The organism is Collinsella sp. OF02-10 (genome assembly GCF_003463445.1).
Lineage (GTDB): Bacteria > Actinomycetota > Coriobacteriia > Coriobacteriales > Coriobacteriaceae > Collinsella.
This window is the reverse complement of record NZ_QSCW01000001.1, coordinates 304,729-324,285: the sequence shown is the minus strand read 5'-3', so window position 1 is coordinate 324,285 and position 19,557 is coordinate 304,729. Positions and strand designations below refer to the sequence as shown.

Annotated in this window: 16 protein-coding genes; 15 read left to right on the top strand and 1 reads right to left on the bottom strand. The window is 61.5% G+C overall.

Annotated elements, in window-relative coordinates:
- Positions 1–113: 113 nt before the first annotated feature.
- The 9 genes from DXA43_RS01395 (at position 114) to DXA43_RS01355 (ending at position 12,221) form a co-directional block, all read left to right on the top strand.
- Positions 114–743, top strand: a complete 630-nt coding sequence (locus tag DXA43_RS01395) for a hypothetical protein (RefSeq protein WP_147344709.1) — start codon at positions 114–116, stop codon at positions 741–743.
- A gap of 465 nt (positions 744–1,208) precedes the next feature.
- On the top strand, positions 1,209–1,643 hold the full coding sequence (locus DXA43_RS01390; RefSeq protein ID WP_117646626.1) for a hypothetical protein: 435 nt from the start codon (positions 1,209–1,211) through the stop codon (positions 1,641–1,643).
- A 123-nt stretch (positions 1,644–1,766) separates the two neighbouring features.
- On the top strand, positions 1,767–3,122 hold the full coding sequence (locus DXA43_RS01385) for a DNA recombination protein RmuC (protein ID WP_117806047.1): 1,356 nt from the start codon (positions 1,767–1,769) through the stop codon (positions 3,120–3,122).
- A gap of 126 nt (positions 3,123–3,248) precedes the next feature.
- Positions 3,249–5,051: an ABC transporter ATP-binding protein gene (locus tag DXA43_RS01380; RefSeq protein ID WP_117806046.1), complete on the top strand. Its 1,803-nt coding sequence runs from the start codon at positions 3,249–3,251 to the stop codon at positions 5,049–5,051.
- Positions 5,052–5,114: 63 nt separating this feature from the next.
- A complete protein-coding gene (gene nth / locus DXA43_RS01375; protein ID WP_117806045.1) occupies positions 5,115–5,780 on the top strand; it encodes an endonuclease III in 666 nt (221 codons plus the stop codon).
- A gap of 157 nt (positions 5,781–5,937) precedes the next feature.
- Positions 5,938–9,570: a transcription-repair coupling factor gene (mfd, locus tag DXA43_RS01370; protein ID WP_117806044.1), complete on the top strand. Its 3,633-nt coding sequence runs from the start codon at positions 5,938–5,940 to the stop codon at positions 9,568–9,570.
- A gap of 57 nt (positions 9,571–9,627) precedes the next feature.
- Positions 9,628–10,491, top strand: coding sequence for a phosphatase PAP2 family protein (locus tag DXA43_RS01365; RefSeq protein ID WP_117806043.1), 864 nt, complete (start codon positions 9,628–9,630; stop codon positions 10,489–10,491).
- A 45-nt stretch (positions 10,492–10,536) separates the two neighbouring features.
- Positions 10,537–11,562 carry a low specificity L-threonine aldolase gene (locus DXA43_RS01360; protein WP_117806042.1) on the top strand — a complete coding sequence of 342 codons (1,026 nt, stop codon included), beginning with the start codon at positions 10,537–10,539 and terminating at the stop codon, positions 11,560–11,562.
- 77 nt (positions 11,563–11,639) lie between these two features.
- Entirely contained in the window at positions 11,640–12,221 is a 582-nt protein-coding gene (locus tag DXA43_RS01355) for a GNAT family N-acetyltransferase (RefSeq protein ID WP_117806041.1), read from the top strand.
- Between the two features lie 35 nt (positions 12,222–12,256).
- On the opposite strand, the gene DXA43_RS01350 is transcribed toward DXA43_RS01355, so the two are convergent.
- Positions 12,257–12,979 carry a GntR family transcriptional regulator gene (locus tag DXA43_RS01350; protein WP_117806040.1) on the bottom strand — a complete coding sequence of 241 codons (723 nt, stop codon included), beginning with the start codon at positions 12,977–12,979 and terminating at the stop codon, positions 12,257–12,259.
- Positions 12,980–13,184: 205 nt separating this feature from the next.
- Here DXA43_RS01350 and DXA43_RS01345 point away from each other — a divergent pair, with 205 nt between their 5' ends.
- The 6 genes from DXA43_RS01345 to DXA43_RS01320 all read left to right on the top strand — a co-directional run bounded on the left by DXA43_RS01345 (position 13,185) and on the right by DXA43_RS01320 (position 19,431).
- Positions 13,185–14,177 (top strand): SIS domain-containing protein, encoded by a 993-nt coding sequence (locus DXA43_RS01345; protein WP_117806039.1) that lies wholly within the window; start codon positions 13,185–13,187, stop codon positions 14,175–14,177.
- A gap of 211 nt (positions 14,178–14,388) precedes the next feature.
- Positions 14,389–15,471: a DMT family transporter gene (locus tag DXA43_RS01340; RefSeq protein ID WP_158564921.1), complete on the top strand. Its 1,083-nt coding sequence runs from the start codon at positions 14,389–14,391 to the stop codon at positions 15,469–15,471.
- A 183-nt stretch (positions 15,472–15,654) separates the two neighbouring features.
- Positions 15,655–16,578, top strand: a complete 924-nt coding sequence (locus DXA43_RS01335; RefSeq protein ID WP_117806037.1) for a PTS mannose/fructose/sorbose transporter subunit IIAB — start codon at positions 15,655–15,657, stop codon at positions 16,576–16,578.
- Between the two features lie 36 nt (positions 16,579–16,614).
- Positions 16,615–17,409: a PTS sugar transporter subunit IIC gene (locus DXA43_RS01330; protein WP_006235136.1), complete on the top strand. Its 795-nt coding sequence runs from the start codon at positions 16,615–16,617 to the stop codon at positions 17,407–17,409.
- Between the two features lie 13 nt (positions 17,410–17,422).
- Positions 17,423–18,256, top strand: a complete 834-nt coding sequence (locus DXA43_RS01325) for a PTS system mannose/fructose/sorbose family transporter subunit IID (RefSeq protein WP_117806036.1) — start codon at positions 17,423–17,425, stop codon at positions 18,254–18,256.
- A 191-nt stretch (positions 18,257–18,447) separates the two neighbouring features.
- Positions 18,448–19,431: an SIS domain-containing protein gene (locus DXA43_RS01320; RefSeq protein ID WP_229077274.1), complete on the top strand. Its 984-nt coding sequence runs from the start codon at positions 18,448–18,450 to the stop codon at positions 19,429–19,431.
- The last annotated feature ends 126 nt before the right edge of the window (positions 19,432–19,557 follow it).

The window sequence follows — 19,557 nt, the reverse complement described above, 5'->3', positions numbered from 1 at the left end:
CCGCCCCTTTTGGGGCGGCACGTTTTTGTATGGGGCCAGTTGGGGCGGTGATGTTGCTTAGGGGGTACACTGGGTAGCGTTGGCTATTCGTTTCCTCTTGTGAGGTGTTGGTTATGGGTAAGAAATCTCGGGCTCGGGTGGCTGCTGCTGGGACTCGTAAGGATCCTGAGCGTCGGGTTGTTGAGGGCGGCAAGGCAGAGCGTGCCGATAAGAAGAAAGCCGGTGCGCATGCTCATCCTGAGTGGGCGCCTCATTTGAATTCGGCTAGTGAGGATTTGACTGCCAAGTTGTTTACTCTGGTCGAGGTCATCTTGGGCGTGGTGCCCGTGGTGGTCATTGGCCTGTTCCTGGCCTCTAAGGATGCCACGAGCGTGGATAAGCTCACCGATGTCTTTTCTCAGGACCCCTCGATGGTAGTTACGTTTATCTCTGCGTGCCTGCAGCCGTTTGTGGCGTACATGCTGTACATGATTTATCGCAAATACTGCGAGGGCGATGCGGGCTTTGCCGCCGGCAACTTGATTGGCCTCTTGTGCTCCGAGATTTTGCTGCTCAATATTCCCGGCGTCATCGGCATGGGCATCTTGTTGTGGCGTGTTTGGCGCAACGTCGCTCCGCACTTTGAGAGCTGGCTGTTTGAGCGTCGCGCAATGGGCGTGCTAGTCGACATCGCGGGCTCACTCGTGATCCTAGTCCTGGCGTTTATGTGTGCCACCGCAGCTCGAGGTCTCGCGGGCATGTAATCTGCTTTCACCAGCTGCGGAGCGCGGGGCAACTGCTGGCTTTACCGCTCCGGGCGTCAGACCCGCGGCGCATCCCTTTCCCTCTCGCTCACGGCTTCGCAGGGTCGCGCGAGGCAAAGGCATACGCCGCGGGTCTGACGGCGCGAGCTTGCCAGCGAGTTTTGGCTAATAGATTGGTTTGTGTGCCGCTCCTTTTGGGGCGGCACGTTTTTGTGTGGGGTCCCTGTCTTCACAGTTTTCGTCAAGCTTTTGGTTAGATTTTGGTCAGTTGGCGTAAGGGTGGAAGGCCAAAAGATTGCTGGCGAAAAAAGCTCAGAGAAAGTGCTGGTAGAGGAGTTGTTGAGCTTTTCGACAGCTTTTGAGCAAAAGAAACTTTGTGGCTATTGCCGGCGATTGCGTTGTCGCGGTCATGGCGGTGCGGGATGCTGGTCGTAAGCGTCGAATGCTCCGATTTTGGAGGCCAGCATGGATCTGTTTCTTGAGACTCCGCAGCAACAAGCTGAGCGCATGCTGCGTCAGCAGCAACGGCTCATGGAGATGCAAATGCAAGGGGCGGCAGCCCAGCCCTTTGCGCAAAATGTCGTGCCCGCTGCTGTACCTGCAGCTGTGCCCGGGTGTGAATCGGCGCCAGAGGCCTATTCCGTACAGCAGGATTCATATGCACAGGAGCTCGCGTTCGATAAACGTCGTGCGCGTCACCGTCGCTGGGCCCAGCGCCTGCGTACGCTGGCGATGATCGTGCTGATTCCGCTGGGGCTCGCGACAATCTTCTTGGCCTCATATGCCCTCACGTGCATCCTCAACGGCGCCTCGCCCAATGAGGTACTTCAGCACTTGGCAGCTCTTGGTCAGCGCTTGGGGGATGTCGCAGCAACCATCCGCGCCAGCTGGGAGAGCTAGCGGACCAGCACCCATAGCGCAAAGGTAACTTGTCTGCACTCGATTGGACATGAGCTGCGTTTGACAGGGTAAGATTGATCGCGGTTTTGATTGGTGCTCGATTGGGTTTGTTGGGCGGAGTTTATGTCTGCTATTGATATTGTGCTTGTTGTGATCGCCTTGGTGGCGGTGGGGGTTGCTGTGGCTTGCGCCCTCCAGCTCAAGAGCCTGCGTGCCGAGCTGCGGGAGCGTGGCGACAGTAGCGCGGAAACGCTGGCAGCACTCGAGCAGGCCAACAGCACGCTCGACACCCTGAACGTCGCGTTGGCCGAAACCCGCCGCACGGCAAATGCCATCGCGCAGCAGCAGACGACCGACGCCGCCGTAGAGCAGCAGCGCTACCTGACCATTGCGCGCGAGTTCTCGCAGGCCGGCGACCGTATGGATGACCTGCGCCGCGAGACGGCCCAACAGCTTGGCGCCAACCGCGAAGGCATCGAGCATCGCCTGGACAAGGTGCGCGAGACGGTCGATGCTCAGCTGGGCGCCATCCGCAAAGACAACAACGTGCAGCTCGACCAAATGCGCGCGACGGTGGACGAGAAGCTCTCTCGCACACTCAACGACCGACTGTCGGCATCGTTTAAGCAGGTGAGCGACCAGCTCGAGGCCGTGTACAAGGGCCTGGGCGACATGCAGTCTATCGCCACCGGCGTGGGCGACCTTAAGCGCGTGCTGGGCAATGTCAAGGCGCGTGGCATTTTGGGCGAGGTGCAGCTGGGCGCGATCCTGGCGGACATCCTTACGCCCGACCAATATCTGGAAAACGTCGCCACCAAGCCCGGCGCCTCGGAACGCGTTGAGTTTGCTGTCAGGCTGCCGGTAGACGAGGGCGACCCCGTGCTGCTGCCGATCGACTCCAAGTTTCCGGGCGACGCGTACGAGCATCTGCTCGACGCCCAGGAGTCTGGTGACGCTGAGGCCGTCGCCGCAGCGCGCAAGACGCTCGATACGATGGTGAAACGCGAGGCCAAGGACATCTGCGAAAAGTACCTGAGTGTGCCGGCAACGACCAACTTTGGCATCATGTTCGTGCCGTTTGAGGGGCTGTACGCCGAGATCGTCAGCCGCCCCGGGCTTATCGAGATCCTGGGCCGCGACTATCACGTCAACGTAGCCGGTCCCAGCACCATGGCGGCCATCCTCAATAGTCTGCAGATGAGCTACCAGACGTTTAGGCTGCAAAAACGTACCGACGACGTACTGCGCGTGCTCTCCGCCGTCAAGGCCGAGCTGCCGCGCTATCAGGCGGCGCTGCGCCGCGCCCAACAGCAGATCGAGACCGCGGGCAAAACGGTCGAGGGCATCATTACCACGCGCACCAACGTCATGGAGCGCAAGCTCAAGGACATCGACGCGCTGGAGGATGCTGAGGAAGCCGACGCGATTTTGGGCTTGGAGTCCGCAGGCCTGCTCGCAGACCAAAAAGACGAGGACTAGTCGCAACGGACGGTGGGTCGCCGGCGTAAACGCGGGTGCCCCATCGCTTTTCGCATCGTGCTTGCCTGAAGTGCGCTTCAATGTGCAACAATGGCGTTTCGCCCTATCAGATGCGAAAGGAAGCCCATGTCTCAGAGAAGCACCAGTCCGCTCAGCCGCTCCACCGTGCACCGCACGCTGCAGCGGTTTTGGGGTGTCACGCGCACGCAGCCGCTGATTGTCTTTCTCTCGGTGCTCTCGTCGGCGGGCTACATCTTTTTGCTCACGTTTGCCAACACCTACGTGATGGCCCTCATCGTCGACCGCGTCCAGGCCGGCCCCGTGGCGGGCGATCAAGTATTCGAGGTCTTCGGCCCCTATATCCTGGCGCTCGTACTCGTTAACCTGGTGGGTCAGATCCTCTCCAAGCTGCAGGACTACACCGTCTACAAGCTCGAGATCGCAGGCAACTACCACCTGGCGCGCCTGTGCTTCGACACGCTCTCCAACCAATCCATGACATTCCATACCAGCCGCTTTGGCGGATCGCTTGTGAGCCAGACAAGCCGTTTTATGAGCGGCTACACGGGTCTGGTCGACGTGACGGTGTATTCGCTCATCCCCACCATCACCTCGGTCATCTGCACCGTGGCCGCACTCGCCCCGGTGGTACCGACGTTTACCGTGATCCTGGTGGGCATCATGGTCGTCTACATCGCGTTTGTCTGGCTTATGTACAAGCGCATCATGCCGCTTTCGGCCGCGACGTCCGCCGCACAGAACAAGCTCTCGGGCGTGCTCTCCGACGCGGTCACGAACATCTTGGCCGTCAAGACCTGCGGACGCGAGGACTTCGAACGCGATCTGTTCGACGCCGCCGATCGTGCCGCGCGCGACGCCGAGACGGTCTCGATGCACGCCATGATGCAGCGCAACTTTACGACCTCGGGCCTTATCGTCATCACCATGGCCGTGGTGAGTGCGTTCGTGGCGGGCGGCAACGCGTGGTTTGGCATCTCGGCCGGCTCGCTCGTCATGATTTTTACCTACACCTATAACCTCACCATGCGCCTGAACTACGTGAGTTCCATGATGCAGCGCATCAACCGCGCGCTGGGCGATGCGGCCGAAATGACGCGCGTGCTGGACGAGCCACGTTTGGTGGCAGACGACCCGGACGCCCCTGAGCTCAAAGTAACCGAGGGCGCGATTGATTTTGAGCACCTGAGCTTTGCGTACCGTGACGCTGCGGCGGGCGAGAACGTGTTCGATGACCTGACACTTCATGTGGCGGCGGGCCAGCGCGTGGGCCTGGTGGGCAAATCGGGCTCGGGTAAGACGACGCTCACCAAGCTGCTGCTGCGCCTGGACGATGTCCAGGGCGGCCGTGTGCTCGTGGACGGTCAGGATGTCTCGCGCTGCACGCAGCAAAGCCTGCGCCGCCAGGTTGCCTACGTGCCGCAGGAGGCGCTGCTGTTCCACCGCTCCATTCGCGAAAACATTGCCTACGGTCGTCCCAACGCCACTGATGAGCAGATTCGCGAGGCCGCGCGCCTGGCCAATGCCCTGGAGTTTATCGACCGATTGCCCCGTGGCTTTGACACCATGGTGGGTGAGCGCGGCGTCAAGCTCTCGGGCGGCCAGCGTCAGCGCGTGGCTATCGCCCGCGCCATCCTCACCGACGCGCCGATTCTAGTGCTCGACGAGGCGACCTCTGCCCTGGACAGCGAGTCCGAGGCGCTGGTGCAGGAGGCGCTCGAAAACCTGATGCGCGGGCGCACCTCCATTGTGGTGGCGCACCGCCTGTCCACCGTGGCGGCGCTCGACCGCATTGTGGTGCTGGCCGATGGTGAGATTGTCGAGGACGGCACGCATGCGCAGCTCGTCGAGGCGGGTGGCGAGTACGCGAGCCTGTGGAGCCGTCAGACCGGCGCATTCTTGGAGGCGTAAGCGTCTCGGACGTGGGACAATTGTGCCCATAAGTTTATTGTGCCGTTGAGCTGAGGAGTCGTTATGCCACGCGAGACCAATGCCGCCAAGCGCGAGCGCGCCATCGAGGTGTGCGAGCGCCTCAACCGTCGCTATGGCCCGGTCGAGTGCTTTTTGGACCACGAGAATCCCTTCCGCCTGCTGATCGCGGTGCTACTCTCGGCGCAAACGACCGACGCGCAGGTCAACAAGGTGACGCCGCGGCTGTTTGCCCAGTGGCCCACGCCCGAGGCCATGGCCGGGGCGAGCGTGGCTGACGTGGCAGACACCATCAAGTCACTCGGCTTCTACAAGAGCAAAGCCAAGCATGCCGTCGAGGCCGCGCAGATGATCGTCGCCGACTATGGCGGCGAGGTACCGGCCGACATGAAGGAGCTTGTAAAGCTGCCGGGCGTGGGACGCAAGACGGCGAACATCGTGCTCAACGTGGGGTATGGCATCGTGGAGGGCATTGCGGTGGACACACACGTCAACCGCATTGCGCACCGCCTGATGTTGAGTCCCAAGACGCATGCCAAGGAGCCGCTCAAGACCGAGCAGGATCTGCTCAAGATTTTGCCGCACGAGTATTGGGAGTCGGTCAACCATCAGTGGATTACCTTTGGTCGCGAGATCTGCGACGCCCGCAAACCCAAGTGCGGCGAGTGTCCGCTGGCAGATTTGTGCCCCAGCGTGCGCGTGACGGGGTAGGGCGGAACGCATCTTCGTCTGGCGTTTTTTGCGGGGCCGGGTTTGCCCTTGAGCCGGAGTTCTCTCCATGCGCTACCATGACAGACAATGTATTTGACGTACGACCCGCCGAGCTTGCCCCGGCGGGCTTTTGGCGTTGCGATGCCGGAGGAACAGCATGCTCATTCACCGTATAGCCGCGCAGCTCTACACTGCCGAGGCGCTGCAGACCGTCGAGGCCGGGCTCGATTCTGGCGAGGACGTGACGCTGGCCGTGTCTCAGTCGGGTCGCACGCTTATGGCTGCCGCCCAGTTTGCGCGCCGTCCGCGCCCCACGGTCTACATTGTGAGCGGCGAGGACGCGGCCGATCGTGCCGCCCGCAGCCTTGCCGCCTATGTGGGGCTGGCGCACGTGTGCCGCTTCCCCGAGCGCAAGGACTATCCGTGGCGCGAGCAGGCGCCCGACGACGCCGTGGTGGCGCAGCGCTGCGAGGCGCTCGGGCGCATCGTGCGCGGCGACAACTGCATTATGGTCGCCTCGGCCCGCGCACTGCTGCGCTGCGTGCCGCCGGTCGAGAGCCGCTACTGGGAGTCCACGACCTTTGCGGTGGGCGAGGAGATCCCTTTTGACGAGGTGCCGCAGCGCCTGGTGGGCATGGGCTACACCAATGCCGGCGCCGCCGATGCACCCGGCCTGTTCCGCGTGCACGGTGACACCGTCGAGGTGTTTCCCGCACAGGAAAAGGCGCCCGTGCGCATCGAGTTTTTTGGCGACGAGATCGACCGTATCCGCCGCATGGTGAGTTCCACGGGCCAGACCATCGGCAACGAGGACAGCATCGAGATCTTCCCCTGTCGCGAGCTCGCACTCACCGACGACGCCGTCCACAACATGCATGTGGCGCTCTATCGTGCCAGCCAGGACGACAGCAAACTGGCGGCGCTGCTCGAGATGGTGGATGCGCGCATCGTCACGCCCGAGCTCGATCGCTTTTTGCCGGTGATGTACGGCCAGACCGTGAGCCCGCTGGCGCACGTGAGCGGCAAGGCGCTCGTGGTGCTGTCCGAGCCGCGCTCGCTGTTCGACGATTGCCTGCGTGCCTACGAGGATATCGAGGCGCGTGCCGGCGAGGCGGGGATTGACCGACTGGATGGCCTGTATGTACGTGCCCAGCAGCTCGATTTTGGTGCTCAGCAGCGCCTGAACTACGTGAGCCTGATTCGTGCCGGCGGTGCGGTGACGGCAGAGCTCAAGATTGAGCAGCCGGCCATTGCGGGCTCGGACAATCGCTTTATGACGCGCATTCAGGAAGTCGTGGGCAAGCGCTATGCCTGCGTATTTGCCATCCCTGACCGCGGTGCGCGCGAGTCGATGGAGCTCACCTTTGGCGATGAGGGTATTACCTTTGAGGAGTCGTTGACGGCCGCGCCCGAAAACGCCGGCGTTATTGGCGAGCGCGTACGCGTGGCAACGGCGGATTCTGCCGACCGTGCCGCACGCCAGGAGGCCCATGCTTCCATTCACGAGCGTAAGGCCGACGCGCTCAACGCCCGCTCGCTCGAGGCGGGCGCGGCCCAGGCTGCCGCCGGTGCCGCCGTGCCCACCATCTCGCGCGGACGCGTGACCTTTGTGGATGCCGCCCTGCCGCAGGGCGTGGTGGTGCCCGATGCCAACCTGGCCGTGTTCTCAATCGCCGACCTCAACGCCCGCATGGACGCCAACCGCGCGCGCAGCCGCCGCAAGGTGGACATTACGCAGATCACGTTCCCGTTTAAGCCGGGCGACTACGTGGTGCACGCCACTCACGGCATCGCGCTCTTTAGCGAGATCGCGCGCCAGGAAGTGGGCGGCAAGGAGCGTGACTACTTTTTGCTGGAATATGCCGACGGCGACAAGCTCTACGTGCCGCTGGAGCAGGTCGACCGCATTACGCGTTATGTTGGCCCCGACGGTGACAAGCCACGCCTGACCAGGCTCAACACCGCCGACTGGACGCGTGCCACCAATAAGGCGCGCAAGAACGCCAAAAAGCTGGCGTTTGACCTGGTCGATCTGTATACGCGCCGCTCTTCGATTACCGGTATCGCCTGCCCACCCGACACGCCCGAGCAGATCGAGATGGAGCAGAGCTTTCCTTACGACGAGACGCGCGACCAGCTGGAGGCCATCGCTGACATTAAGGCCGACATGGAGGCGCCCAAGCCCATGGACCGCCTGCTGTGCGGCGATGTGGGCTTTGGCAAGACCGAGGTCGCCCTGCGCGCGGCGTTTAAGTGCGTGGACTCCGGCCGCCAGGTCATGGTGCTCTGCCCCACGACCATTCTGGCCCAGCAGCACTACGAGACGTTCTTTGAGCGCTTTGCCCCGTTTGGCCTGGAGGTCGAGGTGCTCAGCCGCTTCCGTACGCCGGCGCAGCAAAAGCGCGCACTCAAGGCGTTTGCCGAGGGCACGATCGATGTGCTCATCGGCACGCACCGCCTGCTTTCGGCCGATGTGAACCCCAAGAACCTGGGCCTGGTGATCATTGACGAGGAGCAGCGCTTTGGCGTGCAGCACAAGGAGCAGCTCAAGAACCTGCGCGAGCAGATTGACGTGCTCACGCTTTCGGCCACGCCCATCCCGCGTACCATGCAGATGGCCACGAGCGGCGTGCGCGATATGAGCCTGATTACCACGCCGCCGACTGGGCGCCGCCCCGTGATCGTGCACGTGGGGGAGTACGACCCCGACGTGGTGAGCGCGGCGATTCGCCTGGAGGTGGGTCGCGGCGGCCAAGTGTACTACGTGTCCAACCGCGTCAAGACCATTGACGACGCCGTGGCGCGCGTGCACGAGGCCGCGCCCGAGGCGCGCGTGGGCGTGGCGCACGGCAAGATGAGCCCGCGCGAGGTCGAGGACGTGATGATCGAGTTCGCGACCAAAAAGATCGACGTGCTCATTGCTACGACCATCGTTGAGAGCGGTATCGACAACGCGTGCGCTAACACGCTCATCATCGAGGACTCGCAGCGCCTGGGTCTAGCACAGCTCTACCAGCTCAAGGGCCGTGTGGGCCGCTCGGCCACGCAGGCCTACGCATACTTTATGTTCCCGGGCGAGCTGCCGCTCACCGAGGAGGCCACGGCGCGCCTGACCGCACTTTCCGAGTTCCAGGACCTGGGCAGCGGCATGCGCATCGCCATGCGTGACCTGGAGATTCGCGGCGCCGGCTCGCTTATGGGCGCCGAGCAGCACGGCAACCTGTCGAGCGTGGGCTTTGACCTGTTTACGCAGATGCTGGGCCAGGCCGTGGCCGAGGCGCGCGGCGACGACGATGCCGGCGTGGAGGCGGCGAGCGTGGGCATTAACCTGCCGGCCGATTACTTTTTGTCCGAGGAGTACCTGCCGGCGGTGGACCAGCGCGTGCTTGTGTACCGTAAGCTCGCGGCGGCCGAGGACCTGGAAAGCATCGATGAGGTGCAGGAAGAGACCGAGGCCGCGCATGGCGAGTTGCCGTTGGCGGGACTCAACCTGTTCAACCGCGCGCGCATCCGTATTCGCGGCGAGCGCCTGGGGCTCGAGAGCGTCACGCTCAGCGGTGGGCGTATCACGTTTTTGGGCGTCGACGTGCCCAAGAAGGTGGCCTTTGAACTAAAGACCCGCTATGGCGCGGTGAACTTCCCCAAGAGCCGCAAGCTGTCGGTGCCCTACAAGGCGGGCGCCGGTGCGGGCAGCGGCCTGGGCCGAGGTCTCGACGCCAACGACGGCACCGGCCCGGTGGCGGCCGCGCTCATGCTACTGCAGCAGCTGGGTGCGAGCGACGACGACTAATTGGGTCGACGCTGCAAACGCCCCATTTGGGCAATCTGACCCCATCGAAAGGAAAGCATGTTCGGATACATCTATAAGAAAGATGTCGCCATGATCGCGGTTGTCCTGTGCCTTTGTCTGGGCGTGGGCAGCTTCTTCGATTATCAGATCTCGAGCGCGCTGTTCAACATCGGCAGCATGTACGGTCGCTTTATCGAGGCCGCCGGCGAGCTGCCGTTCGAGCTGACGGCGAGCGTTGCGGGCGTTATGCTCGTGCGCTCGGCACGCCCCGATTCCAAGGCGAGCAAGTGGCTCGCCGCGCTCGGCATCCTCGTCAACATTGGCCTGGCCGGCTACGAGGTCGTTTCGTCCCTGAGGGTTGGCGGCAAACTCATCGCGGTTCAGCTGGTACTGACGTTTGTGCTGATCATCGCAGCCAACCTCATCGCCTATCGCCTTACGCGCGACACCGACCCCGACGATCTCACGCGCTGGGCGTTGATGGTGCTTGCCGTGTGGGTCGCTCAGGCCATTATCCTCAACGTGATCGTCAAGCCGCTGTGGTCGCGCCCGCGCATGCGCGTGATCGAGGTCACGCCGGGACTCGATTTTCAGCCGTGGTGGGTGATCGGTAACCCCGACAAGTGGGCCTATATCGCCGCCGGCGTGATCAAGGACGGCTTTAAGTCGTTTGCGAGCGGACACACGGCGCACGCGGCGATCGGTCTTATGCTTGCCGGGCTTCCTGCGGCGTCCTATAAGGAAAAGCCGTCGCGCCGTCGCGTGGTCTTTTGGACGGCGGCTGCGGTTGCGGCGCTCGTCGCCTTTGGCCGTATCGTGATCGGTGCACACTTTTTGACTGACGTGAGCTGCGGCTTTGCCCTGGTGTTGGCACTTGAGTGCCTTGCCGCACGCATTGCCTATCCGGGCGGCGTACAATAGCGGCGTTTAAATCATCGGGCCCATGCCCGGCTAGAGAGGATTGCCATGCTCGCGTTCAACAACGACTATTCCCACGGTGCTCATCCGGCAGTGCTGCAGGCGCTCGTCGATACCAACATGGAGCCGCAGCCCGGCTACGGTACCGATGCGCACACCGAGCGTGCCAAGCAGCTGATTCGCGAGGCCTGTCAGGCCCCCGATGCCGACGTGTTCTTGCTGGTGGGCGGCACGCAGGCCAACGCGACGGTGATTGACATGCTGCTCGCGCCGTACGAGGGCGTGGTTGCCGCCGAGACCGGCCACGTTGCCTGCCACGAGGCGGGCGCCATCGAGTTTGGCGGCCACAAGGTGCTCACCATTCCCGGCTACGAGGGCAAGATGCACGCCGAGGATCTCGAAAACTATATCCAGGTGTTCTACGAAAACGAGAGCTGCGAGCACATGGTGTTTCCGGGCGCCGTGTACGTGAGCCTGTCGACCGAGTACGGCACGCTGTACTCCAAGGCCGAGCTGGCCGAGATTTATGTGGTGTGCCAGAAGCGCGAGATTCCGCTGTTTGTGGATGGCGCCCGCCTGGCCTATGCGCTGGCAGCCGATGAGTGCGACATTACCCTGCCCGAGCTGGCGCAGCTGTGCGACGTGTTCTACATCGGCGGCACCAAGTGCGGCGCGCTTTGCGGCGAGGCTGTGGTGTTCTGCGGCATGCACGCTCCGGCGCATCCCATTCCGCGTATTAAGCAGCACGGCGCGCTGTTGGCCAAGGGCCGCCTGACGGGCGTGCAGTTTGAGGCGCTCTTTACCGATGGCCTGTATTTTGAGATTGGTCGACAGGCGATTCAGACGGCCCAGGCGCTGCGTCGTGTGCTGCACGAGCGCGGCTACCAGTTCTTTTTGGAGACGCCCACAAACCAGCAGTTCGTGATTTTGCCCAACGAGGACATGGCCCGCATTCGCGAGCATGCGGCGATCGAGTACTGGGAAAAGTACGACGATACCCACACGGTGGTGCGCTTTTGCACCAGCTGGGCCACGACGCAGGAGGACATCGACGCGCTGGCGGCTGTCCTGTAGCCTGATGTAATGACGAGGGGCCGCCTTGCGCTGGGTTTGGCGCAAGGCGGCCTTTGTTTTTGAGAGAGAAGGGTTGTATGACCGAGATGTCCGAGCCGGCGATTCGCCTGGCGACGCCCGAAGACGCGCCGGCGTTGCTTGCCATCTATGAGCCGTATGTGCGCCAGACGGCGATTACCTGCGAATACGAGGTGCCGAGCGTTGAGGAGTTCGCCGGGCGCATCGAGCGTACGCTCAAGCGCTATCCGTATCTGGTGATGGAGCTGGACGGGCGTCCGGTAGGCTATGCCTATGCGAGTCCGCTCAACAGCCGCGAGGCATACGACTGGTCGGTCGAGACGTCGATTTACCTGGCACGCGACGTGCGCCACGGCGGGCTGGGCCGCAAGCTGCACGATGCGCTCAAGCAGTGCCTGATCGCGATGGGCATCACCAACATGTGCGCGCTCATCGCCGTGCCGCACGACAAGGACGACGAGTATCTAACGCACAACAGCCAGGACTTCCATGCCCATATGGGATATCGCTTGGTGGGTGCTTTCGACCGCTGTGCCCAAAAGTTCGGCCGCTGGTACGACATGTGCTGGATGGAGCTGGTCCTGGCCGAGCGCACCCCCAACCAGCCCAAACCAACCTGGTTCCCCGACCTCCTCGCCTAAAACCACCACAAAGGTGCCTATCCCCATTGTGGTGGTTAGCCGATGGGCTCGGTGTATTTGGCGCGGTCGGTGCGCTGGATGCGCTTGGAGATATGGAGCGGGCGGCCGTCGGTGTCGTAGACGTAGTCGGTGATTAGGATCAGCGCCTGCCCGCGCTCGACGTTGAGCAAAAACGCCTCGTTTTGCGAGGCATAGCACACCTCAAAGGTCTTATGCCCCTGCGCCGGCGTACGATGGAACTCCTGGCGCAGCGTGGCGTAGAGCGAACCGTTGATATCGCGATCGATGAGCGACCCAAAGCTTGGCGGCAGATAGGTGGTCTCCAGGCACAGCGGCGCGTCGTCCAGGTAGCGCAGGCGGACAAGTTTGACGAGCTTGCTGCCCGCGGCGGCGTCAAAGAACTTAGCTATGCTGCCGGCCGCCTTGGTAAAGCCCGAGTCCACCGTGCGCGTGGTGGGCTTCATGCCCTGGCCTTCGACCTGCTTGGTATAGCTCGAAAACACCAGGTTGTTCTCGTGGAGCGCGGGCGTGTCGGCCACAAAGGTGCCACGTCCGCGCTCGGTGCGCACCAGGCCCTCGTCAACTAACACCTTAAGCGCGTGGCGCACGGTGCTGCGCGACAGCCCCGATTCGTCCATGAGCTCCATCTCGGACGGCAGCTTGTCTCCGCGTGCGTAGGTGCCGGCGGCGATGCGGTCACGCAGCGTACTCGCCAGACGCTCGTATTGGGCCAAGTTCTTTTTTGACGAAGTGCTCATGCGAACAACCTATATCTAACTTGTATGCTTACTGAACCAAGCATGTATCCAACATGACAACAAAACCGCTGGTAATGGATTGTCGAAAACTTTACCAGCAAAATTTCTAAGACAAATATAGCATACAACTAGTCGACATAACCAAAACGTGTATGTAACTTGTATGCCATCGAGAGCATCAAACGAGAAGAAAGGCTGATGCACGATGACTACTCAGGAACAGGTTAAGGACGTCGTCTCCCAGGTTTTGGCTGACAAGGCAGACAAGGGCGGCATCAAGCGCGTCGTGTGGATTGGCGCCGGCGGATCCAACGGCGGCAACTATCCTGCCCAGTACTTTATGGAGCACGAGGCCACGCAGGTCGTGAGCTCCAGTTACACCAGCAACGAGTTCGTGCATGCCACCCCGGCCTACGTCAACGAGAACACCCTGGCCGTCGTCGTGTCCATGCGCGGCACCAAGGAGACCATCGTCGCCGCCCAGGTCGCCAAGGACCACGGCGCCAGCACCATCGCCATCTATGTTGACGAGTCCGGCCTCACCGAGGTCTGCGACTACAAGATCCAGTATGACAGCCTGGCCGTTGACGAGTCCTGCATGGGCCGTACCAACTCCGCCGTCGTGACCATGATCGCCATGGAGCTCACGCAGCAGACCGAGGGCTATGCCGAGTACGAGACCGCTATGGCCGCTTTCGACCTGGTCGACCCCATCTATCGCAAGGCCGTCGAGTACACCCGTCCGCTCGCTGCCAAGTGGGCCGAGCAGAACGCCGACAAGCCCTGCATCAACGTCATGGCTCAGGGCCCGCTCTTTGGTGCCGCCTACGTCTTTAGCATCTGCAATGTGCAGGAGATGCTGCAGATCGACTCCTGCACCATCAACACCTGCGACTTCTTCCACGGCCCCTTCGAGATCCTGGACAAGCGCACCTCGCTGTTCCAGCTCATCAGCGTCGGCCGCAGCCGCTGCAACGACGAGCGCGGCATCCGTTTCGTCAACCAGTACGGTGGCGATCGCGTCTATCAGCTCGACGCCAAGGAGCTTGGCCTCAACGACATCAAGGACAGCGTGAGCGAATACTTCAACCACCTGATCTTTGCCCCGATCCTCAACAACGTCTACATGCGTGCGCTCTCCGCCGTCACCCACAAGGACTACATGACGCGCCGTTACATGTGGAAGCTGGACTACTAAGGGTATTGGTTCCGCCGTTCTGCCGAACGGCGGACCGGCCGACGCTGCAAACCCATCAGAGCGGCACTTGGGGACGTTCCCTTTCTGCCGGTAGTTGGGGACACTCCTTGTTTCAAGAGATTTCCCGTTCGCCGATTTGTGCCTTGAAAAATGTATATAACGACTATAACGTAGCATGAAACATATTGGAAACAGAACCAAGGAGGCTGCGTTGAAGAGAAGCAATATGGGCTATGCGTTGGTGCTGATCGCCGCCCTCATGTGGGGAACCATCGGCATCTTTGTTAACGGAATATCCGCCCTGGGCGTTTCGTCTCAGAGCATGGCGGCCTTTCGCCTGTTGTCGGGTGCCGTCTTGATGGCTCCGGTTTTGGTATTCATGGGTTGCCAGGGAGGTGCTCGTGAGGGAAAAGCCTCGGGTCCCATGGCGCTGTTCAAGGCAAGTCCTAAAGAACTCGTCCCCTGCGCACTTGTCGGTATCGTCGGTTTGGCCGTCGCCAACACCTGCTATTACGAGTGCATGGGCGAGGTGGGCATGTCCACGGCCTCGGTGCTGCTCTATACCTCGCCGGTGTTTGGCGTCATGCTCGGCCGCGTGCTTTATCGCGAGGGCGTGACCCCCAACAAGCTCGTCGCCATCATCTTTAACATTGTGGGTTGCGTGCTCGCGGTGACGAGCGGGGACCTGTCCGGTTTCCATTTCTCGACTTGGGGCGTCGCGTCGGGTGTGATCGCCGGACTTTGCGGTGCGTTGCTGGCTGTGTTTAGCCGCATGGCCACCAAGACGCTGCATCCGCTGGCGGTGACGTTTTGGGGCTTTGTCTTTGGCGGATGCTTTATGGCTGTGCTTTCTGCTCCGTGGTCCGATGTAGCCGCGGCAATGTCCCCGCAGCTCATTCTGCTGTTCGCGGGCTTTGGCTTTATTCCGACGGCTCTTGCGTACATCTTCTATATGCAGGGCCTCTCTATGGACCTCGAGACGTCGAAGGTGCCGGTCGTGGCTTCGTTCGAAACCGTGGCGACCGTTCTGGTCGGTATTGGCATCTATGCCGAGTCCGCCGGCGCAATCAAGGTCCTGGGCATTGTGCTGGTGCTCGCGTCCATCCTGATCATGAACACCGACTTCTCCAAGCTGCGCAACAGTGTGTTTGTCGGCCATGTCATTGAGAGCATGACCTTTAAGCCCAACGCGTGGTGGACGGAGAAATCGCAGGACATGGATCTGTTCCGCGAGCGCACAGGCATCACGCTGGAGCCCACCGTGCAGGAAAGCCCCTGGTACTTCGTGCGATAGGGGGTTGCGCTCGGTGTCCGACCTGGGGTTATCCAGCCAGCGTCGGCCTACCCAGCCCCAACGTTTCAAGTGCGTTAAACCCGCCAACGGTCGTTTTTCACCCGCGAACGGTTTATATACTAATTATCAATATAAGCAACGTATAAGACGTTATAATGACCATAACGAAAAGGAGGAGGCAAGATGAATCAGATCATTCTCGCATCTCATGGCGGCCTGGCCGCAGGCGCCAAAGACACGCTCGAGATGGTTCTCGGCGACGTGTCGAACGTCCACGTCGTGTCGCTTGCTCGTGACGACAAGGAGCCCATCACCAATAAGGTTGAGGCTATGATCGCCACGTTCAACGCGGACGACACCGTGTATGTGCTAACCGATATGCTCGGTAGCTCGGTCAACAACAACATGGTCGAGCTTTCCAAGAACGGCACGAAGTTCACGGTTGTCAGCGGTTTCAATATCCCGCTGGCGCTCACGCTCGCTATGAGCCCCGTCCCCGTCAAGGGTGCCGAGCTCGCGGCCCTCATCAACGAGGCCCGCACCGGTCTGACCAACCCCAACGCACCGGTCGAGGTGGCCGCGGCTCCCGCCAAGAAGGCCAAGGCGTCCCGTCACAGCTCCGGTCCCGCCAAGATCGTCCTCGTGCGTCTTGACTACCGTCTGCTGCACGGCCAGGTCGTCTTTACCTGGACCACTAAGGTCCAGGCCGAGCGCATCATCGTCGTCGACAACGCTGCCGCCAACGATGACATCAAGAAGGGCGCCCTTAAGCTGGCCAAGCCCCAGGGCGTGCGCCTGAACGTCTTCACCGTCGAGCGTGCCCTCGCCAAGATGGACAAGCTCAACACCCTCGGCGAGCGCGTCATGTTCGTCTTTGGCAACACGGCCGAGATGCTGCAGTTCTGCCAGGGCTACAAGCTCGACGCCATCAACCTGGGCGCCACCGCCAACCACGACGGTGCCGATCAGGTCGGCGGCAAGGACAGCTCCGTCTTCCTCGACGCCACCCAGAAGTCCGACGTCAACCAGCTGCTCGACATGGGCATCAAGCTCTACGTCCAGCAGACCCCTACGTATCAGAGCGTCGACATCGACGCCAAGCTGTAATCAACCAGGCTTTTGCCTGACTGAAAGGAGAAGGGTATGAATACGTTCATCAGTGCGGTGCTCGTCGGCCTCGTCGGCGTGTTCTGCATGTGGGACTCCCGCCTGCTCGGTCGTCTTAACTTCGAGCAGCCTCTCGTTGGCGCTACGCTCGTCGGTCTGCTGCTGGGCGATGTGCCCACCGGCCTTGCCGTCGGTGCCGCCGTCGAGCTCGTGTCCATGGGCCTGGTGCAGGTCGGCGCCGCCGTTCCGCCCGATATGGTCCTGGGCGGCATCGTGGCCGCTGCCTTTGCGTGCCTGACCGATGCTTCCGCCGAGACCGCCATGACGATCGCCATCCCGGTCGCCGTCCTGGGTCAGCTCCTCGGCATCGTGTTCCGTTCCATCATCGCCGCCCTCACCCATGTGGCAGATAGCGCGATCGATAACGGAAAGTTCAAGACCGCCTACCGCATGCACATCTGCGCCGGCTCCGGTCTGTACGCCGTCATGTACTTCCTGCCGATCTTCCTCGCCGTCTTTGTTGGCACCGACCTGGTTCAGGCCATCGTCAACATGGTTCCCGAGTGGCTGTCCACTGGTCTTAACGTTTCGACCAAGATCATGACCGCCTACGGCTTGGCCCTGCTGCTCACCATGATGATCAAGAAGGGTATGACTCCGTTCCTGTTCATCGGTTTCCTGCTCGCCGCTTACCTCAACCTGTCCGTCATCGCGGTCGCTCTGATCGGTGTGTGCCTGGCTGTCGTCTTCATGGGCTTCAAGTTCAACGGTTCCCATGCAGCCGCCGGTGTCGATTCCGACTACGATCCGCTCGAAGACGACGAAGACTAAGGAGGAACACACTATGGCAACCGCAACCAAGGACGTGTCCCTGAACAAGAAGGTCAGCCAGTTCTTCTGGCGCTCCTGGGCCATCCAGGCCTCTTGGAACTACGAGCGTCAGATGAACATGGGCTTCCTCTACGGCATGGTTCCCACGCTCGATCGCCTCTATCCGGATGAGTCCGACCCCAAGCAGCTCGCTGCTAAGAAAGAGGCTTACCACCGTCACATGGCGTTCTACAACTGCACCCCGCAGACGAGCGCTTTTGTCCTGGGCCTCGCCGCCTCCATGGAGGAGGAGTACGCCAAGGATCCCGAGAACTTCGATCCCGATTCGATCAACGCGGTCAAGACCTCCCTCATGGGTCCGCTTTCCGGCATCGGTGACTCCTTCTTCCAGGGCACCATCCGCGTTATCGCCTTTGGTCTGGGCGTTCAGCTGGCTCAGCAGGGTTCCATCATGGGCCCGATCCTGGCCATGCTCATCTCCATCGTCCCCTCTGTGCTGATCACTTGGTTCGCAGCCAAGATGGGCTATCAGGGCGGCCACGAGTACCTGAGCAAGCTTCAGGGCGGCGACCTCATGGAGAAGCTCATGTATGTCTGTGGCATCGTGGGTCTTATGTCCGTGGGCGGCATGATCGCTACACTGATCGGCGCCACCACTCCGCTGCAGTTCGCTGAGGGTACCGTCGTTATCCAGGACATCCTGGACGGCATGATGCCCCAGATGATCTCCCTCGGCCTCACCGGCCTTATGTACTGGCTCATCAAGAAGAACGTCAACACCGGTTGGCTTCTCGTGATCGCCATTGTGGGCGGCATCGCCCTCTCCGCGGCCGGCATCCTGGCCTAGTCGCGACCCAATGCTTCCCCCGGGGGCCTGCCTGGCATCCCATACCCCAGGCAGGCTTCCATCCCTAACATGTGACAAAGGGACAGTTCCTTTGTCACATCCTCAACGGGCCGGCGACTCGGTCCTAACCACGGTAACCCTGCGAGCGTCCGGCAATGTGGCGCCGCAACAAATCGAAAGGAATGTGTCAGATGTACGAGATTGACCTTAACCTCCCTAAGCAGATCGTCGCTGACGTCCTGTCCAACCACGAGATTCACAGCGTCGCTTTCGTCGGCTGCGGTGCTTCCATGTCCGACCTTTACCCCGCCAAGTACTTCCTGGCCAACAACACGGACAAGCTGAACGTTCAGATCTTCACCGCTAACGAGTTCAACTACGACACGCCTTCCTGGGTCAACGAGCACACCTTCGTGATCACCTGCTCCCTCGGTGGCTCCACGCCCGAGACCGTCGAGGCCAACAAGACCGCCAAGAAGCACAACTGCCCGGTCGTCTCCCTCACCAACAAGGCTGGCTCCGCTCTGACCGTCGACGCCGACCACGTCATCGTCCACGGCTTCCACGCCAACTACGCTGCCAAGTGCGAGAAGCCCGGCTATGCCATCGCTCTTGCTCTCGAGATCCTTCAGCAGACCGAGGGCTATGACCACTACGAGGACATGATCACCGGCCTCACCAACGTTTTCGATCTCTGCGAGAACGCCGCTCAGCACTGCAAGAAGCTCGCCAAGAAGTTCGCCGAGGACTTCAAGGACGACAAGATGATCTACTTCATGGCCTCCGGTGCCTCCGAGAAGATGGCTTATTCTCACGCCGCCTTCCTGTTCACCGAGATGCAGTGGATCGACGCCGCCGCCTACAACACCGGCGAGTACTTCCACGGCCCGTTCGAGGTTTCCACCGAGGGTAAGCCCTACGTCTTCTTCATGTCCGATGGTGCTACCCGTCCGATGGACGCCCGCGCCCTCACCTTCCTTGAGCGCATGGGCGCCAAGGTCGCTCTGATCGACTCCAAGGACTACGGCCTGGCTGACGCCGTGCCCGCGAGCGTCATCACCTACTTCAACCCGCTGCTGCACCTCGCCGTTATGCGCGAGTACGGCAACCAGATCGCCGAGGCCCGTCAGCACCCGCTGACCATGCGTCGCTACATGTGGAAGCTTTCCTACTAATCACAAGTAAGTAGACCTTACGGGTTGATTGAGAGGGGATGGGGTTTGCGCCCCGTCCCCTTTTTTGCTTTGGGGGCGTGTTCGTCACGCCGCAAAACCCCAGATAATACCTACCAAAATAAACCT

What these genes read in the sequence shown, in the direction of transcription:
- DXA43_RS01395 (WP_147344709.1), top strand. Translation starts at nt 114, where the DNA reads ATGGGTAAGAAATCTCGGGCTCGGGTGGCTGCTGCTGGGACTCGTAAG.
- DXA43_RS01390 (WP_117646626.1), top strand. Translation starts at nt 1,209, where the DNA reads ATGGATCTGTTTCTTGAGACTCCGCAGCAACAAGCTGAGCGCATGCTG.
- DXA43_RS01385 (WP_117806047.1), top strand. Translation starts at nt 1,767, where the DNA reads ATGTCTGCTATTGATATTGTGCTTGTTGTGATCGCCTTGGTGGCGGTG.
- DXA43_RS01380 (WP_117806046.1), top strand. Translation starts at nt 3,249, where the DNA reads ATGTCTCAGAGAAGCACCAGTCCGCTCAGCCGCTCCACCGTGCACCGC.
- nth (WP_117806045.1), top strand. Translation starts at nt 5,115, where the DNA reads ATGCCACGCGAGACCAATGCCGCCAAGCGCGAGCGCGCCATCGAGGTG.
- mfd (WP_117806044.1), top strand. Translation starts at nt 5,938, where the DNA reads ATGCTCATTCACCGTATAGCCGCGCAGCTCTACACTGCCGAGGCGCTG.
- DXA43_RS01365 (WP_117806043.1), top strand. Translation starts at nt 9,628, where the DNA reads ATGTTCGGATACATCTATAAGAAAGATGTCGCCATGATCGCGGTTGTC.
- DXA43_RS01360 (WP_117806042.1), top strand. Translation starts at nt 10,537, where the DNA reads ATGCTCGCGTTCAACAACGACTATTCCCACGGTGCTCATCCGGCAGTG.
- DXA43_RS01355 (WP_117806041.1), top strand. Translation starts at nt 11,640, where the DNA reads ATGACCGAGATGTCCGAGCCGGCGATTCGCCTGGCGACGCCCGAAGAC.
- DXA43_RS01350 (WP_117806040.1), bottom strand. Translation starts at nt 12,979, where the DNA reads ATGAGCACTTCGTCAAAAAAGAACTTGGCCCAATACGAGCGTCTGGCG.
- DXA43_RS01345 (WP_117806039.1), top strand. Translation starts at nt 13,185, where the DNA reads ATGACTACTCAGGAACAGGTTAAGGACGTCGTCTCCCAGGTTTTGGCT.
- DXA43_RS01335 (WP_117806037.1), top strand. Translation starts at nt 15,655, where the DNA reads ATGAATCAGATCATTCTCGCATCTCATGGCGGCCTGGCCGCAGGCGCC.
- DXA43_RS01330 (WP_006235136.1), top strand. Translation starts at nt 16,615, where the DNA reads ATGAATACGTTCATCAGTGCGGTGCTCGTCGGCCTCGTCGGCGTGTTC.
- DXA43_RS01325 (WP_117806036.1), top strand. Translation starts at nt 17,423, where the DNA reads ATGGCAACCGCAACCAAGGACGTGTCCCTGAACAAGAAGGTCAGCCAG.
- DXA43_RS01320 (WP_229077274.1), top strand. Translation starts at nt 18,448, where the DNA reads ATGTACGAGATTGACCTTAACCTCCCTAAGCAGATCGTCGCTGACGTC.